Raw genomic sequence first — 15,341 nt, 5'->3', positions numbered from 1 at the left:
CTTGCGAAGGATGGGGAGGACGGGGTCCTTTACGGCGGGGGCAGGGGGTCCTCTACGAGGGGCGGGGAGGAGGGGGTCCTTTCTCAGCGGCGGGAGGCCGACTTCTCCGCCTCGGCCAGCCATTCCCGCCGGGTGGCCAGGTTGGCCCGGGCCTCGTCGGTCCGCCGGGCGTCGCCGGCCGCCTCGGCCTTGACCAGCTGCTCCTCGGCCTTGGTGACCGCCTGCCGCATCGAGGTGACCATCGGATTCTCCGGAGCCACCCGCGCGCGGGTGGTGTCGGCGGCGCCGCGGATACGCTGCTCGACGGCCTGCATCCGGTCCTCCAGTTGCCGCATCGCGCCACGCGGCACGTGGCCGATCGCGTCGTAGCGCTCCTGCAGCTTGCGCAGCGCGTTCTGCGCCCCGCGCAGGTCGGTGGAGGGGTCGAGCTTCTCGGCCTCGGTGAGGATCTCCTCCTTGGCCTGCTGGTTGGCCAGCTGCTCGGCGTTGCGGGCCTTGTCCGACTCACCGCGGGCGGTGAAGAAGACGTCCTGGGCGGCGCGGAACTGCTTCCACAGGTCGTCGTCCCCGTCGCGGCCGGTGCGGGGGACGGCCTTCCAGCGGTCCATCAGCGCGCGCATCGCGGCGCTGGTGGGGCCCCAGTCGGTGGACGTCGAGAGCTGCTGCGCCTCGGCGATGAGCTCCTGCTTGGCCGCGCGGGCCTCGCTGCGCTGGGCGTCGAGCGCGGCGAAGTGCGCGCCCCGCCGGCGGCCGAAGGCGTCGCGGGCGGCAGCGAAGCGCGTCCACAGCGCCTCGTCGGTCTTGCGGTCGATGCCGCGGATGGTCTTCCACTCCTCGACGATGGCCTTGAGCCGGTCGCCGGCGGCCTTCCACGAGGTGGACTCGGCGGCGATCTGCTCGGCCTCGGCGGCCAGCGCCTCCTTGCGGGCGACCTGCGCGGCCCGCGCGGCGGCCTTCTCCGCCCGCGACTCGGCGGCCGCGGAGTCGGCGGTCCCGACCATGGCGCGGGCGCGGGCGGCCAGCCCGTCGAGGTCGCCGACGGCGGTCGCGGTGGGGATCGACTCGGCCAGTGACTGCGCCTTGGCCTTGATCTCACCGGGGTTTCCGGTGTGTGCCTTCAGCCGCGCCTCGAGCAGCGACACCTCCGTGGCCAGGTCGTCGTAGCGGCGGGCGTAGTGGGCCAGCCCTGCGGCCGGGTCGCCGGCCTGCCAGGAGCCGACGGCGCGCTCGCCGTCGGCGGTGCGGACGTAGACGGTGCCGTCCTCGTCCACCCGGCCCCAGTGCGTGGGGTCGGCCGCCGGGGCGGTGGGCGACTGCGGTGCGGTGACCTCAGGCGTGGTGCCCTCGGGTGCGGTCCCCTCCGGAGTGTGCTCGGCGGCCTCCGGGGTGTGCTCGGCGGTCTCCGCGGTCGGGCCGGCGGCCCCCGCGGTCGGGTCGGCGAGAGCGGCGTCGCCGGGCGTGGGCGCCGCCGCCGTCCCCGCCTCGGGGGCGACCGCCTCGGATCCGGCCGTCTCCGGCTGGGGCAGCTGCTGCGAGGGGTTTCCGGCGTTCTCCGTGCTCGACACGCTCCGGAGTGTCCCACGACGCATCCGGGACACTGCTGCGGTGAGCTCACATCGCGCGGGCGGACCGGAGGCTCCCCTGGCCGTCGCCTTCTGCCCGTGCCCGCCGCTGCTCCTACCGGCGGTGGCCGGCCGGGCGGCGGCCGACACCGCCGCGCTGCGGGTCGACTGCGCGAGCGCGGTGGATGCGATGCTCGCCGCCGGTGCGGAGGTCGTGGTGGTCGTCGGCGGCGACGGGGCCTGCGGGCGGTTCGGGAACGGCGACGGCGGGGACCTGGGCGGCTTCGGCGTCGACCTGGAGGTCCCGTTCGCGGAGAGGGTCCGGCCGGGCGGGCGCCGTACCCCGCTGGCCCACACGCTCGGCGCCTGGCTGCTGGACGAGGCCGGGTACGCCGGCGTCCGCCTCGGGGTCGGTCCGGACGACCTCGCCGCCGCCCTGACGGGCATGCCCGGGCCGGTGGGGGTCCTGGCGATGGGGGACGGCTCGGCGCGGCGCTCGCTCAAGGCGCCGGGCTCCCTCGACGAGGCCGCCGCCCCCTTCGACGACGCGGTCGCGGCCGCCTTGGCCGCCGGCGACGCGGCGGCCCTGGCGGCCCTCGACCCGGCCGAGGGGGTGCGGCTGCTCGCCGCCGGCGTGCCCACCTGGCGGGCCGTCGGCGCCGCCCTGGCCGGCCGGGAGGTGGAGGGCCGGCTGCACGCGCACGAGGCGCCCTTCGGCGTCGGCTACCTGGTCGCCGACTGGCGCGCCCGGTGAGCGACCTCCCGCCGGTGGTCGCGCTGGTGGGCCCCACCGCCACCGGCAAGACCGCGCTCGGGGTCGCCCTCGCGCAGCGGCTCGGCGGCGAGGTGGTCAGCGCCGACTCGATGCAGCTCTACCGCGGCATGGACATCGGCACCGCCAAGCCCGACGCCGCGGAGCGGGACGGCGTGCCGCACCACCTGCTCGGCGTCTGGCACGTGCGCGAGGCGGCGTCGGTGGCCGAGTACCGACGGCTGGCCCGCGCCGAGGTGGACCGGCTGCGCGCGGCGGGCGTGGTGCCGCTGCTGGTCGGCGGCTCCGGGCTCTACGTGCGCGCCGTCCTCGACGAGCTGGACTTCCCCGGCACCGACCCCGCGGTGCGGGCCCGGCTGGAGGCCGAGCTCGCCGACTCCGGCCCAGCGGAACTGCACGCCCGGCTGGCGGCTCTCGATCCCGCTGCGGCGGCCGCCGTCCTGCCGTCGAACGGGCGGCGGATCGTGCGCGCGCTCGAGGTCGTCGAACTCACCGGCGGGCCGTTCCGGGCGACGCTGCCCGAGCCGCGGCCGCACTACCCGGCCGTGGTGGTCGGCCTGGACCGGGAGCCGGCCGAACTCGACGAGCGGGTCGCCGCCCGGGTGGACCGGATGTGGGCGGCCGGCTTCGTCGCCGAGGTGGAGGCGCTGGCCGCCGACGGTCTGCGGGAGGGCCCCACCGCCTCGCGGGCGCTGGGCTACGCGCAGATCCTGGCCCAGCTCGACGGTGCGCTCACCCCGGCCGAGGCACGCGAGCGCACGATCAGCGCCACCCGGCGGTTCGTGCGCCGACAGCGCTCCTGGTTCCGCCGCGACGCGGCGACCGGCTGGCTCGACGCCGCCCGGCCGGACCTGGTGGACGCGGCGCTCGGGGTGATCACCGCTCGTACCCTGGACCGGTGAGCGCGCAGCGGGTCCTGGTCGGGCACGGCACGGAGAACGACTTCGTCGTCCTGCCCGACCCCGACGGCACCGGCTGGCCGGAGGAGCGGCTGGACGCAGCCATGGTGCGGCGGCTGTGCGAGCGGCGCGCCGGTCTCGGTGGGGACGGCGTGCTGCGCGTCGTCCGCAGTGCGCACGTGCCCGACGCCTCCGCGGTGCTCGGCGAGGCGCTGGCGCAGTGCGAGTGGTTCATGGACCACCGCAACGCCGACGGTTCGACCGCCGAGATGTGCGGCAACGGCATCCGGCTGTTCCTGCACGTCCTGGTCACCGAGGGTCTGGTGGAGCGGTCGGCCTGCGCGGACGGCATCTGGGTCGGCACCCGCGGCGGACCCCGACGGGTCGGTGCCGCGGCCGACGGCGGCTACTGGGTCCACATGGGCCCGGCGCGGCCGTTCGGCACCGGCGCCGCCGAGCTGGGCGGCACCTCGTTCCCCGGCCGCGCGGTGTCGATGGGCAACCCGCACCTGGCCGTGCTCACCGACGTCGACGTCGACACCCTCGACCTCGGTCACGTGCCGGCGGTCGACCCCGGCCTCTTCCCGGACGGCGTCAACGTGGAGTTCGTCAACGTCGTGGAACCTGGCGCGCACATCCGGCTGCGGGTGTTCGAACGGGGGGTGGGGGAGACCCGCTCGTGCGGCACCGGTGCGTGCGCCGCGGCCTGGGCGGCCCTGGAGGCCGCCGCCACGACCGCCGGCACGGTCACCGTCGACGTTCCCGGCGGCCGGCTGACCGTGACGGTCGACGAGCGGACGACGGTGCTCAGCGGTCCCGCAGTGGTGGTGGCCGCCGGCGAACTCACCCGGGAGTGGATCGGGAGCCTCGAGGATCCGCTCGCCGGCTGAAAAAGGACCCTCCTGCCCCCTGCCGTTGGCCCCGTCCCGGGTCCCGCCCTGAGCTTGCGAAGGGTGGGGAGGACGGGGTCCTTCTACTGCAGGAGGGCCGCCGACTGATCACGGCCCACCCTCGCCGGTCCCGGTCGGCGGCTCGTCCGGCTTGCTGCCGGCCTGCCGCTCGGCCTCGGAGGGGCGGTGCGGCGTGTATCCCGGGTTCTCCGTCATCCCGCCCGGGGCGTCGAGGATGTCCCGCGGGGGGTGCAGACCCACGGGGTCGCGGCCCGGGTCGTCGAGCTCGTCGTCGGCGCGCGCGCTGCTGCTGCCGGACTCGGTCATCTGGAGCCTCCTCGGAGTCGGTCGTCGTCCGGGCCCTACCCGGCTGTGCCCCGGCCACGCGTGGCGGGATGGTCCCCGGCCGGCGCGGTGTTGCAACCGGCGATGACAACTCGGATGCCCCAGCTGCTGGGGTCTGCCACGCTGGAGACGATGACGACAGCACAGAACCGCGCCGTCCTGGCCGACGCCGAGGAGCGAGCCCTCCGGGCCGCTCCGGCGCCCGCCGAGGGGGCGCCCCGCCCCGACGAGGGATGGGCGGAGCCCGACGACACGACCGGCTCCTACGAGCTCGAGGCCCGCGGCGCGCTGCGCCGGGTGGCCGGCCTGTCCACCGAGCTCGCCGACGTCACCGAGGTCGAGTACCGACGGCTGCGCCTGGAGCGCGTGGTGCTGGTCGGCGTCTGGACCGAGGGGACGCAGGCCGACGCCGACCGGTCGCTCGCCGAGCTCGCCGCGCTGGCCGAGACCGCGGGCTCGCAGGTCCTGGAGGCGGTCAGCCAGCGGCGCGACAAGCCCGACGCCGGCACCTACGTCGGGTCGGGCAAGGCCGCCGAGGTCCGCGATCTCGTCGCGGCGGCCGGCGCCGACACGGTGATCTGCGACGGTGAGCTGACCCCGGGCCAGCTGAACGCGTTGGAGAAGATCCTCAAGGTCAAGGTGGTCGACCGGACCGCGCTGATCCTCGACATCTTCGCCCAGCACGCCTCCAGCCGGGAGGGCAAGGCGCAGGTCGAGCTGGCCCAGATGCAGTACATGCTGCCGCGGCTGCGCGGCTGGGGTGAGTCGCTGTCCCGGCAGGCCGGTGGCCGGGTGGCCGGGGGTGGCGGGATCGGAACGCGCGGGCCCGGCGAGACGAAGATCGAGACCGACCGGCGGCGGATCCGGGCGCGGGTGAGCAAGCTGCGGCGGGAGATCGCCGGCATGGCCACCGCGCGGGCCACCCAGCGCTCGAGCCGGGGCCGCAACGCCGTTCCCGGCGTGGCGATCGCCGGATACACCAACGCCGGGAAGTCCAGCCTGCTCAACCGGCTCACCGGTGCCGGCGTGCTGGTGGAGAACGCACTGTTCGCCACCCTGGATCCGACCGTGCGACGGGCGCAGTCCCCGGACGGCCGCGAGTACACGCTCACCGACACCGTCGGGTTCGTGCGGCACCTCCCGCACCAGTTGGTCGACGCCTTCCGCTCGACGCTGGAGGAGGTGGCCGCCGCCGACCTGCTGCTGCACGTCGTCGACGGCTCCGACTCCGACCCGCTGGGCCAGATCGACGCCGTCCACGTCGTCCTCCGCGAGATCGACGCGGGGGCGGTACCGGAGCTCATCGTGGTCAACAAGGTCGACGCGATGACCGAGGACGACGTCCTCACGCTGCGCCGGGCGCTGCCGGGGGCGGTGTGGGTCTCGGCGCGCACGGGGGAGGGCATCGAGCGGCTCCGCGAGATCGTCGCGGCCCGGCTGCCGCACCCCGACGTCGAGGTCGACGTGCTGGTGCCCTACGACCGCGGCGACCTGGTCGCCCGCGTGCACCGGGACGGCGAGGTGCTCGGCGAGACCCACGAGGCCACCGGCACCCGGCTGAGCGCCCGGGTGGACGGCGCGCTCGCCGCCGTCCTGCAGGAGTTCACCGCGCCGGTCGGCTGACACGCCCCGCCCGAGCGGGCGAGGTCACGATCCGGTCACGGCCCGGTACCGTGGCCGGCGTGACCAGCGGTGCGGTGCGGCGGCGTTCCGGGGTGTCCGTGCCCCCGGGCGCCGCAGCCGCGCATCCTGCCCCGGTGTCCACGACCGGCCGCCCGCAGTGGTGGCTGCTCGTCGCCGCCCTCGTCATCGGGTCGCTCGTCACGGCCGACCTGTTCGGCAGCGGCTGGCTCGAGCGCCTGGACCTGCAGGTCTCCGAGGTCGCGACCGACTGGGGCCTGGAGGAGTCGGCGGCCTACCCGCTCTTCTGGGTGCTGACCCAGGTCGGCGGGCGGGGGACGATCCTCGTCGTCCTCGCCGCGCTGGTGGGGTACCTGGCCTGGCGACGACGTACCTGGCTGCCCCTGGTCCGGGTGCTGACCGCGCTGGCCCTCCTGACGGTGACGGTCTACGCGATCAAGTTCGGCACGGGGCGCACGGCGCCCAACTTCCCGGGGTCGTTCTTCTTCCACCCGGACGGCGCGTCCTTCCCCTCCGGTCACGTCGCCAACGCCGTGCTCATGTGGGGGGTGGCCCGCTGGCAGGCGGTCGAGTACGGCCTGCCCGCTCCGGTGCAGCGGGTCTTCTGGTGGCTGAGCGTGGCGGGGCCGGTCGTCACCGGCGTCGCGATGGTCTCCCTGGACTTCCACTGGGTCACCGACGCCGTCGTCGGGGCCGCCGTCGGCATCCTGCTGCTGGGCGTGGTTCATGCACTGGACGCAGTCGTGCTGTCACGCTGGGCCGGTGTCCGAGCAGGCCGGTCGTCCGCATAGCGGCGTCGGGGGGCGACGCCTGGCGGCGGGGACGGGCCTCGCGCTGTCCCTCGTCCTGGGCGTCGCCCTGCCGGCGTCCGCACAGCCGGCCGCCTCCGCTGCACCGGCCGACCCTGCCGGGCCGGTGGCGCGCTGCCAGCTCACCGACCCCCGGCTGCCGGAGGTCTCCGGCCTGGTGGAGGTCGGCGACCGGATGCTGGTGCACAACGACGGCGGCGACCGCCTGGACGTCTACGTGCTGGACCAGGCCTGCGCGGTCGTCACCGTGCAGTCGGCGGCGCTCGACCCCTACGACCCGGAGGACATGGCGCTCGCCGTCGACGGGACGGTCTGGCTGGCCGACACCGGCGACAACACGGGCACCCGCGAGACCGTGGCCCTGCTCGCGCTGCGCCCCGACGGCAGCAGCTCGGTGTACCGGCTCACCTTCCCCGACGGGCCGCGGGACGTCGAGGCGCTGCTGCTGGCTCCGGACGGCACGCCGTACCTGGTCAGCAAGGAGGTCCTCGGGGCCAGCGCGGTGTACCGGCCGGTGTCGGCGCTGGCCGAGAACGGCACGGTGGGGCTCGCCGAGGTCGCCGGCGTGGACTTCACCCTGACCGGGACGCCGGGCGGCCCGGTGGGCCGGGCCGGGCAGCTCATGGTCACCGGCGGCGCGGTCTCGCCCGACGGCCGGTGGATCGCGCTGCGCACCTACACCGACGCCTACGTCTGGCCGCTGTCGGGCTCCGACGTCGTCGGGGCGCTCGCGGCCGAGCCGCGCCGCGTCGCCCTGCCCACCGCGCCGCAGGGGGAGGCGGTGAGCTTCACCGGGGACTCCTCGGCGCTCGTCGTCGCGGGCGAGGGGCTGCCCGGCGACGTCACCGTCGTCCCGGTGCCGGCCGCTCCGAGCCCGGCCGCCCCGTCCGAGCCCCCGGACGGGGCGCTGACCGACCTGCTCGGCACCGATGGCGGCCCCTCGCCCATCCCGGCCGCGGTGGCCGCCGCGGCCGCGGCCGCCGTGCTCGTGTGGCTCGGCAGCAGGCTGCGCGGCCGCAGCGGCTGAGCTTCAGGCCGGCCGCCAGCCGAGCTGGCGGCTGCACTCGGTGGCGGCCCGAGCGACCTGCTCGCCGAACTCCGACCACAGCGGTTGCGGGAACCGGTGGGCCGGGAGGGAGAGGCTCAGCGACGCGACGGGGAGGCCGGAGGTCCCCAGGACGGCCGCGCCCACGGCCGCGATCTCGGGGTGCCTGGTGCCCACGGTCACCGCATAGCCGTCCCGCCGCACCCGGACGAGCTCCTCCTGCAGCGCGGCGACGTCGGTCTGGGTGTGCTCGGTGAGCGCCTCGAGCGGCACCGCCACGAGCAGCGCGCGGGCCTGCGCCTCCGGCATCGCCGCCAGGATGGCCTTGCCCGAGGCGGTGGTGTGCAGCGGCGCACCGTTGCCGATCGTGGTGTGCGTCCGCACCGGGTGGACACCCTCGATCTTCTCGATCAGGACGACCCGGCGCTCCTCCGGGACCGACAGGTGCACGGTCTCCCCGGTCGCCGCGGACAGCGTGTGCATGGCGGGCAGGGCCACCCGGCGGATCTCCTCGTCGCCGCGGTGGCGGGAGCCGATGGACAGCGCCTTGGAGGTCAGCGACCAGCGGGTCGGCTCCTCGGCCCCGGCCCGGATCCAGCCGAGCTGGCCGAGGGTGAGCAGCATGCGCTGGGTCGTCGACTTGGGCAGCTGCATGGCGCGCGACAGCTCGCTGACGCCGACCGGTTGCTGCTCGGCCACCGCCTCCAGGACCGCCAGGGCGACGGAAACGCTCCTCATGTGGTTGACGCCACCCTCCAGTCGCTCCTACTGTGGCGTTCGCCACAGCCGTGCCGCACAATGGCAAACCGTGCCACACAGTGACACGGTCGTCAAGCAGTTGGAGGCCAGTTGCCGATCCCAGGTCCGCCGGGAGCCCTCACGGGCGTCCGGGTCCTCGACCTCACCCAGGTCATGGCGGGGGCCTACTGCTCCATGCTCCTGGCCGACATGGGGGCCGACGTCGTCAAGGTCGAGCGACCGGACGGCGGGGACGACACCCGACGGATGTCCCGCGGCCCGGACGTGGAGCTCTCGCCGGCCTTCAACGCCATGAACCGGAACAAGCGCGGTCTCGCGGTGGACCTCAAGGACCCTCGCGGCGTCGACGTCGTGCGGCGGCTGGCCCGGGACGCCGACGTCCTGGTGGAGAATTTCCGGCCGGGGATGCTCGACCGCCTCGGGCTGGGCCACCAGGCTCTCCGCAAGCTCAACCCCGAACTCGTCTACTGCTCGATCTCCGGCTTCGGGGCCACCGGGCCCTATGCCGGGCGCGGTGGCTACGACCTGGTCGCCCAGGCGATGAGCGGCCTGATGAGCATGACCGGGGAACCGGGACGGCCTCCGGCCAAGGTGGGTGTGCCCGTCTGCGACCTCAACGCCGGGCTCTTCGCCGCCTACGGGGTCCTGTCGGCGTACGTGCACCGGCTGCGCACCGGCGAGGGGCAGTTCGTCGACACCTCGCTGCTGGAGGCCGGCGTCGCCTACACCGTCTGGGAGACGGCGATGTTCTTCGCCACCGGCGAGGTCGCCCGGCCGATGGGGTCGGCCCACCGGCTGTCGGCGCCGTACGAGGCCCTGCCGACCGCCGACGGGTGGATCGCCATCGGAGCGGCCAACCAGCGCAACTGGGAGCGGCTGTGCGCCGCGCTCGGGGACGACGGTCTGGCGGCCGACCCCCGCTTCGCCGACAACGGCGCCCGGATGACCCACCGGATCGAGCTCGCCGGGGAGCTGGCCACCCGGCTGCGCCGCCGGCCCACGGCCCAGTGGCTCGAGCTCCTGCACGCGGCCGGCGTCCCCAGCGGCCCCCTCTACGACATCGAGCAGGTCTACGCCGACCCGCAGGTGCAGGCCCGCGAGATGCTCGTGGAGACCGACCATCCCCGCATGGGCCGGGTCCGCCACATCGGCCCACCCGTGAAGCTCTCGGCCACGCCGGCCGCCGTCCGCCGTCCGGCTCCCCTCCTGGGCCAGCACAGCCGGGAGGTGCTCGCCGAGACCGGTGTGCCCCACGCCGAGATCGACGAGCTGATGGCCGCGGGAGTGCTGGTCGGCACCCCGGCCGAGGACGTCCCCGGCCGGGCCGGGACCGATCGCACCCCCCTCGAGCCGACGGAGGTCTCGGCGTGACCCATCTCGTGCTGTCCGGACTGACCAAGAGCTTCGGCGCCGCACCGGTCGTGGACGGGGTCGACCTCTCCATCGAGGACGGGGAGGCCGTGGTCCTGCTGGGCCCCAGCGGCTGCGGCAAGACCACCTGCCTGCGGATGATCGCGGGCTTCGAGCGGCCCGACAGCGGGGAGATCCGGCTCGGGGACCGGGTCCTCGTCGGCCCCCGCGTCTTCGTCCCCCCGGAGCGCCGGCGCATGTCGGTGGTCTTCCAGAGCTATGCGCTGTGGCCGCACCTCAGCGTGCGGGAGAACGTCGGGTACGGCCCGGCGACGGCCAAGGTGGGCCGCGCGGAGGTGCGCCGCCGGGTGGACGAGGCGCTGACCATGGTGCAACTCGAGGGCATGGCCGACCGCTACGCCCACCAGTTGTCGGGCGGGCAGCAGCAGCGGGTCGCGCTGGCCCGGGCGCTGGTCAACGAGCCGGCCCTGCTGCTGCTCGACGAGCCGCTGTCCAACCTCGACACCCGGCTCCGCGAGGAGATGCGCTCGGAGATCAAGCGGATCCACCGCTCCCTGGGCGTGACGATGGTCTACGTCACCCACGACCAGGCCGAGGCGCTCTCGCTGGCCGACCGGCTGGTGGTCATGCACGCCGGTCGCATCGTCCAGGTGGGCACGCCCGAGGAGGTCTACCGGCGGCCGCGGACGGGCTTCGTCGCGCGGGCACTCGGGGCCACCAACCTGCTGCCCGCGACGGTGTCCGGCGGCCCGACGGGGGACGCGGTACCCCTCCTGCTGCCTGCCGGGATCTCGGCGACCGCGCCGCTCCCGGCCGACCTGTCCGTGCAGCCGGGCGCGGAGGTCGCGGTGTCCGTCCGCCCGATGGACCTGCGGCTGCGCCCGGCGGCCCCGGGTGCGTCGGACGGCGGACGCATCCTCGAGGCCCTGTTCTTCGGCGACCACGTCCAGTACGCCATCGCACTGCCGGGGGTGGCCGCGCCGGTCAAGGCGACCGGGCCGAGCGTCGGCCGGTTCGACGTGGGGGACGCCGTCGCGCTCGACGTCGCCGAGGCCGCGGTGGCCATCGTCGCCGACCGTCCGGACAGCACCGCCCCATCGGCCGCCGTCACCGGCGCCGCCCAGTCCGCACCACCACCCGCCGGCCGGTCCGCCGCGTGACCGGCCGGCGCAGCCGCATCCCCGTTCCCCCTCCCGTCCACCACCCGGAAAGAGGCTCCGTGTTCACCATGCGTCCGTCCCGCCGCCTGCTCACCTGTCTCGCCGCCCCGACGGCCGCTGTGCTCGTCAGCGCCTGTGGCAACGGCTCCTCCGACGTCGCGGCCGCCGGTGGGGAGGGGGACGCGTCCACCACCTGCGAGGGCATCTCCGACGAGCTCGTCGCGGCCGCCCAGGAGGAGGGCGGCGCCGTCGTCTACGGCGGCGGCCACACGCGGGCGGGCCTGGAGCTGCTGCAGCAGAAGATGCAGGAGGAGTTCGGCCTGGACATCACCTTCACCCGCGAGGACTCGGGCGCGATCGCGAACTCGATCTCGGCCGAGCTCGCCAGCGGTTCGCTGAACGCCGACGTGGTCAGCCTGACCGACCCGGCCACGATGCAGCAGTGGGCGGAGGAGGGTGTCATCGTCGACGCCGAGGTGCCCAACGCCGACGACATCATCGAGGGGCTGGACGACCCGGCCACTCCGCAGGTGCCCTACAGCCTCGTCCCGCTGGGGATCATGTACAACTCGGCGACCACCGACGCGGCCGACCTGCCCACCACCTGGGAGCAGCTGGCCGCCGAGTACCCCGGCGCGATCGTCACCTCGGACCCCGGCGCGTCGGGTACCGCCCTCGCCTTCTACACCATGCTCACCGACCTGTACGGGGAGGAGTGGCTCGAGCAGCTGGCCGAGCGCCAGGTCGCGGTCACCGACAGCAGTCTGGCGCTGGCGCAGCTGGTGCTGACCGGCGAGGCCGACATCGGCATCCCCGCGATCGAGTCGGCCGTCATCGGTGCGGCTCAGGAGGGGGAGCCGCTGGAGATCGCCTACATGGAGGACGGCGTCCCGACGTTCACCTCCGAACTGGCCATGCTCGCCGACGCGCCACATCCCAACGCGGCCCAGCTGGTCGTCCAGTACCACCTCTGCGAGGACTTCCAGGCCGCGCTGGCCGAGCAGGGCGGGCGCAGCGTCCTCGTCGACGGCCCGCAGCCTCCGGAGGCCGCCGACCTCTCCGACGCCACCCTGCTGACCACCAGCCTCGAGGAGATCTCGACCCGCGGGGAGGACGTCACCGCCCGGTTCGCGGAGCTCTTCGACCGATGAGGCAGCCCACTCCGGTGCACCCGGACGTCCCACCGGGATCCCCGCCACGGACGGTCGCCGCGCGCCCCGTCGCCGGGTGCCCGGTCGCCGCGCCAGGGGGCCGGCCATGGCGGTGAGCAGCCCCGCCGTCCCCGCGGCGTCGGACACCGACGCCGCGGGGAGGGCGCCCGCGCAGCGGCCGGCCGGTCCGGCCGGCGGCCGCCGGCGCGCGACGTGGTTCGACCGCAGCATGCGAGTGGTCTGGGCGCTGGCCGTTCTCGCGCTGATCGGCTACCCGATCGCCCAGGTCTTCGGCCAGAGCTTCGTCGCCGGAGTCGGCGGGTTCACGCTCGCGAACTACGCCCTGCTCGGCCAGGAGCCCGATCTGGTCGAGGCGATCCTCAACTCGCTGTGGATCGCCGTCGGCACGGTCGTGGGCAGCCTCCTGCTGGGCCTGCCGGTGGCCTGGCTGACCGTGCGCACGGACATGCCGCTGCGGCGCTTCTTCCGCGGCAGCGCCGTCCTCACCTTCGCCGCGCCGAGCTTCATCGCGGCCCTGGGCTGGATCCTGCTGCTGGGGCCGCGTAGCGGCCTGCTCAACACGGCACTCGTGAACCTCTTCGGTCTGGAGGAGGCCCCCTTCGACATCTTCACGCCGTGGGGGATCATCTTCGTCCTGTCGCTGTTCCTGTACCCGCTGGTCTTCCTGCCGGTGTCGGCTGCGCTGGAGGGCATCGACCCGGCTCTGGAGCAGGCGGCGTCCAGCCTGGGCGCCTCCCGCTGGCGCGTGCTGCGCACGGTCACCTTCCCGGTGATCGCGCCGGCGCTCATCGCCGGCTCGATCCTGGTGTTCGTCAGCGCGGCGATCATCTTCGGCCCGGTGGCCATCCTGGGTGCGCCGGTGGGGTTCCAGACCATCCCCACGGTGTTGCTGAGCCTGATGCAGTTCCCGCCCCGGATCGAGGCGGCGGCGGTCATCTCGGTGCCGATCCTGGTGATCATCGCCGTCCTGCTCGTGGTGCAGCGCTGGCTGACCGGCGGCAAGCGGTTCACCGTCATCGGCGGCAAGCCCGGCCGGCAGGACGCCACCCACCTGCGCGCCGGCGGCCGGGTGCTCGGGATGACCTTCTGCTCGGCCGTCGTGCTGCTGAGCATCGTCCTGCCGTTCGGCGTGCTCCTGGTGACGTCCTTCCGGGAGGCCCTCGGCCGGCCGCTCGGCTGGGACAACTTCACGCTCACCGGGAACTACGAGCAGGTGTTCGGCCGCCCGCTCATCACAGCGGCGATGCGCAACAGCTTCGCGCTGGCCGTGGCCGGCACGGTGCTCGCGCTCGCCGTCGCGCTGCTCGCCGCGTGGCTGGCGCACCGCACGCGGGCACGCAGCAATGCCCTGATCGCGCCCGTGATGGCGGCTCCGCTGGCCTTCCCCGGTGCGGTGCTCGGCATCGGGCTGATCATCGCCTACGCCGGCACGCCGTTCGGCCTCGGCGGCACGCTCACCATCCTGCTCATCGCCTACGCCGGCAGCGCCCTGCCCCTGTCCTACGCCTACGTGCACGCCGGCATGGGGCAGATCGGCGCGGAGGTCGAGGAGGCGTCGCGGAGCCTCGGTGCGTCGTGGGCGCGGACCTGGCGCCGGATCACGGTGCCGCTGCTGCGACCCTCCCTGCTGGCGGCGGGGCTGCTCAACTTCGTCCTGCTGTTCCGCGAGCTGGAGATGTCGGTGTTCCTCTACACCGGCGCCAACCCGACGGTCGCCACCGTCCTCTACAACCTGGCCAGCGAGTCGCTCTACCAGCGCGTCGGTGCGCTCTCGGTGGTGATCCTCCTGATCAACATCGTGGTGACCGTGATCGCGATACGGCTGCTGGACCGCAGGCCCGGCGAGTCGCCGTCCCGACGCCGCCGTCGTTCCCCGTCCGTCGCCCTCAACACACCCCCGGAGGAAGCCGCATGACCGCCACCATCCCTGATCTCGGCGCCGGAGTGCACCTGCGGTACGAGACCCCGCACATCGCCGTGCTCACGCTCGACAGCGAGCCGGCCAACACGTTCAGCTGGGAGAGCCGGCGGTCGTTCATGCGGGCGCTGGACATCCTCGACGCCGACGAGCAGGTCCGCTGCCTGGTCATCACTGGGGAGGGCCGCGCGTTCACGGCGGGCGCCCAGCTGCGCGAGGACCAGTCGATGAGCGACGAGCAGCTCACCGACTACCTGGCCGAGTTCAGCCGGGTGCTCAACGGCGTGCAGAACTTCCGGGCGCCGGTGATCGCCGCGATCAACGGCGCCACGGTGGGCGGAGGGCTGGAGTTCGCGCTGTGCTGCGACATCCGGATCGCCTCGACCGACGCGTTCTTCGTGGCTGCGGGCGTCAACGTCGGGCTCATCGTCAGCTTCTGGCGGCTGCCGCGGGTGGTGGGCCTCGGTGCGGCCAAGGAGATCCTGCTGACCGGTGCGCGCTACACCGCGCACCAGGCGCTGAACTGGGGCCTGGTCACCGAGGTGCACGAGCCGACCGACCTGATGCCGGCCGCCCTGGCCAAGGCCCAGCGGATCGCCACCCGGGCCCCGCTGTCGGTCGAGGTCGCCAAGTCCGCGGTGACGCAGGCCTTCGAGCTGGACTTCGCCGAAGGACAGGCGTTGCAGACCCAGCGCTTCCTGGAGATGTTCCGCACCGAGGACCACCAGGAGGCGCTGCGGGCCTTCTTCGAGAAGCGGGACGGCGACTACCAGCGCCGCTGACCCGGCACGCGACACCGGCGCGGCCGCGGACCCGGCTCGAGTCGGCGGCCGCGCCGGTGTCCATCCCCCTGCGCGCTCGACGCGCGCCGGTAGTAACTCCCTGAGCGGTTGAAGACCCAGGACATCCCCCTGGTGGGGTGAACGGGCTTGGTGTCCCAACCCCAACCAGGAGGATGTCGTGTCGAACCGTAGCTCTCGTCGGCTGTCTCGTGGAGA

14 protein-coding genes are annotated in these 15,341 nt (G+C 74.5%); 11 read left to right on the top strand and 3 right to left on the bottom strand.

The annotated features are described in order from the left end of the window. Positions 1–83: 83 nt before the first annotated feature. A complete protein-coding gene (locus E4P41_RS08715) occupies positions 84–1,565 on the bottom strand; it encodes a DUF349 domain-containing protein (RefSeq protein ID WP_135140610.1) in 1,482 nt (493 codons plus the stop codon). A gap of 40 nt (positions 1,566–1,605) precedes the next feature. On the opposite strand from E4P41_RS08715, the gene E4P41_RS08710 reads away from it, so the two are divergent. The 3 genes from E4P41_RS08710 to dapF are packed head-to-tail and all read left to right on the top strand — an operon-like array spanning position 1,606 to position 4,123. Further along, positions 1,606–2,316 carry a hypothetical protein gene (locus E4P41_RS08710; protein WP_135140608.1) on the top strand — a complete coding sequence of 237 codons (711 nt, stop codon included), beginning with the start codon at positions 1,606–1,608 and terminating at the stop codon, positions 2,314–2,316. Then, positions 2,313–3,236, top strand: coding sequence for a tRNA (adenosine(37)-N6)-dimethylallyltransferase MiaA (gene miaA, locus E4P41_RS08705; protein ID WP_135140606.1), 924 nt, complete (start codon positions 2,313–2,315; stop codon positions 3,234–3,236). The genes E4P41_RS08710 and miaA overlap by 4 nt, the downstream gene beginning before the upstream one ends. Beyond that, complete coding sequence (gene dapF / locus E4P41_RS08700; protein ID WP_135140604.1) at positions 3,233–4,123, top strand: diaminopimelate epimerase; 891 nt, start codon at positions 3,233–3,235, stop codon at positions 4,121–4,123. Before miaA ends, dapF begins: the two co-directional genes overlap by 4 nt. A gap of 108 nt (positions 4,124–4,231) precedes the next feature. Here dapF and E4P41_RS08695 read toward each other — a convergent pair whose 3' ends face one another. Next, entirely contained in the window at positions 4,232–4,450 is a 219-nt protein-coding gene (locus E4P41_RS08695; RefSeq protein WP_135140602.1) for a hypothetical protein, read from the bottom strand. Between the two features lie 150 nt (positions 4,451–4,600). Between E4P41_RS08695 and hflX the strand changes: the two genes are divergently transcribed. The 3 genes from hflX to E4P41_RS08680 all read left to right on the top strand — a co-directional run bounded on the left by hflX (position 4,601) and on the right by E4P41_RS08680 (position 7,945). Continuing rightward, entirely contained in the window at positions 4,601–6,091 is a 1,491-nt protein-coding gene (gene hflX / locus E4P41_RS08690) for a GTPase HflX (protein WP_135140600.1), read from the top strand. Between the two features lie 134 nt (positions 6,092–6,225). Continuing rightward, complete coding sequence (locus E4P41_RS08685) at positions 6,226–6,900, top strand: phosphatase PAP2 family protein (RefSeq protein WP_245177203.1); 675 nt, start codon at positions 6,226–6,228, stop codon at positions 6,898–6,900. Next, positions 6,872–7,945, top strand: coding sequence for a hypothetical protein (locus E4P41_RS08680; protein WP_135140598.1), 1,074 nt, complete (start codon positions 6,872–6,874; stop codon positions 7,943–7,945). The genes E4P41_RS08685 and E4P41_RS08680 overlap by 29 nt, the downstream gene beginning before the upstream one ends. 3 nt (positions 7,946–7,948) lie before the next feature. Here the strand turns inward: E4P41_RS08680 and E4P41_RS08675 are convergent, their stop codons facing one another. Then, complete coding sequence (locus E4P41_RS08675) at positions 7,949–8,701, bottom strand: IclR family transcriptional regulator (RefSeq protein ID WP_135140597.1); 753 nt, start codon at positions 8,699–8,701, stop codon at positions 7,949–7,951. A gap of 111 nt (positions 8,702–8,812) precedes the next feature. On the opposite strand from E4P41_RS08675, the gene E4P41_RS08670 reads away from it, so the two are divergent. The 5 genes from E4P41_RS08670 to E4P41_RS08650 all read left to right on the top strand — a co-directional run bounded on the left by E4P41_RS08670 (position 8,813) and on the right by E4P41_RS08650 (position 15,125). Next, the gene (locus E4P41_RS08670) at positions 8,813–10,093 is read left to right on the top strand and encodes a CoA transferase (RefSeq protein ID WP_245177202.1); all 1,281 of its coding nucleotides are present in this window, start codon (positions 8,813–8,815) and stop codon (positions 10,091–10,093) included. Then, on the top strand, positions 10,090–11,253 hold the full coding sequence (locus E4P41_RS08665) for an ABC transporter ATP-binding protein (protein WP_135140595.1): 1,164 nt from the start codon (positions 10,090–10,092) through the stop codon (positions 11,251–11,253). Before E4P41_RS08670 ends, E4P41_RS08665 begins: the two co-directional genes overlap by 4 nt. 68 nt (positions 11,254–11,321) lie before the next feature. After that, positions 11,322–12,404 carry an extracellular solute-binding protein gene (locus E4P41_RS08660; RefSeq protein ID WP_245177205.1) on the top strand — a complete coding sequence of 361 codons (1,083 nt, stop codon included), beginning with the start codon at positions 11,322–11,324 and terminating at the stop codon, positions 12,402–12,404. Positions 12,405–12,510: 106 nt separating this feature from the next. Beyond that, complete coding sequence (locus E4P41_RS08655; RefSeq protein WP_135140591.1) at positions 12,511–14,340, top strand: iron ABC transporter permease; 1,830 nt, start codon at positions 12,511–12,513, stop codon at positions 14,338–14,340. Next, complete coding sequence (locus E4P41_RS08650; RefSeq protein WP_135140589.1) at positions 14,337–15,125, top strand: enoyl-CoA hydratase/isomerase family protein; 789 nt, start codon at positions 14,337–14,339, stop codon at positions 15,123–15,125. The genes E4P41_RS08655 and E4P41_RS08650 overlap by 4 nt, the downstream gene beginning before the upstream one ends. Positions 15,126–15,341 lie beyond the last annotated feature (216 nt).

The sequence above is a fragment of the Geodermatophilus sp. DF01-2 genome (genome assembly GCF_004571065.1).
Classification (GTDB): Bacteria; Actinomycetota; Actinomycetes; order Mycobacteriales; family Geodermatophilaceae; genus Geodermatophilus.
Note: the sequence above shows the minus strand (reverse complement) of the source record. Positions and strands in the feature narration are given on the sequence as shown.

What these genes read in the sequence shown, in the direction of transcription:
- E4P41_RS08655 (WP_135140591.1), top strand. Translation starts at nt 12,511, where the DNA reads ATGGCGGTGAGCAGCCCCGCCGTCCCCGCGGCGTCGGACACCGACGCC.
- E4P41_RS08675 (WP_135140597.1), bottom strand. Translation starts at nt 8,701, where the DNA reads ATGAGGAGCGTTTCCGTCGCCCTGGCGGTCCTGGAGGCGGTGGCCGAG.
- E4P41_RS08660 (WP_245177205.1), top strand. Translation starts at nt 11,322, where the DNA reads ATGCGTCCGTCCCGCCGCCTGCTCACCTGTCTCGCCGCCCCGACGGCC.
- E4P41_RS08695 (WP_135140602.1), bottom strand. Translation starts at nt 4,450, where the DNA reads ATGACCGAGTCCGGCAGCAGCAGCGCGCGCGCCGACGACGAGCTCGAC.
- hflX (WP_135140600.1), top strand. Translation starts at nt 4,601, where the DNA reads ATGACGACAGCACAGAACCGCGCCGTCCTGGCCGACGCCGAGGAGCGA.
- E4P41_RS08650 (WP_135140589.1), top strand. Translation starts at nt 14,337, where the DNA reads ATGACCGCCACCATCCCTGATCTCGGCGCCGGAGTGCACCTGCGGTAC.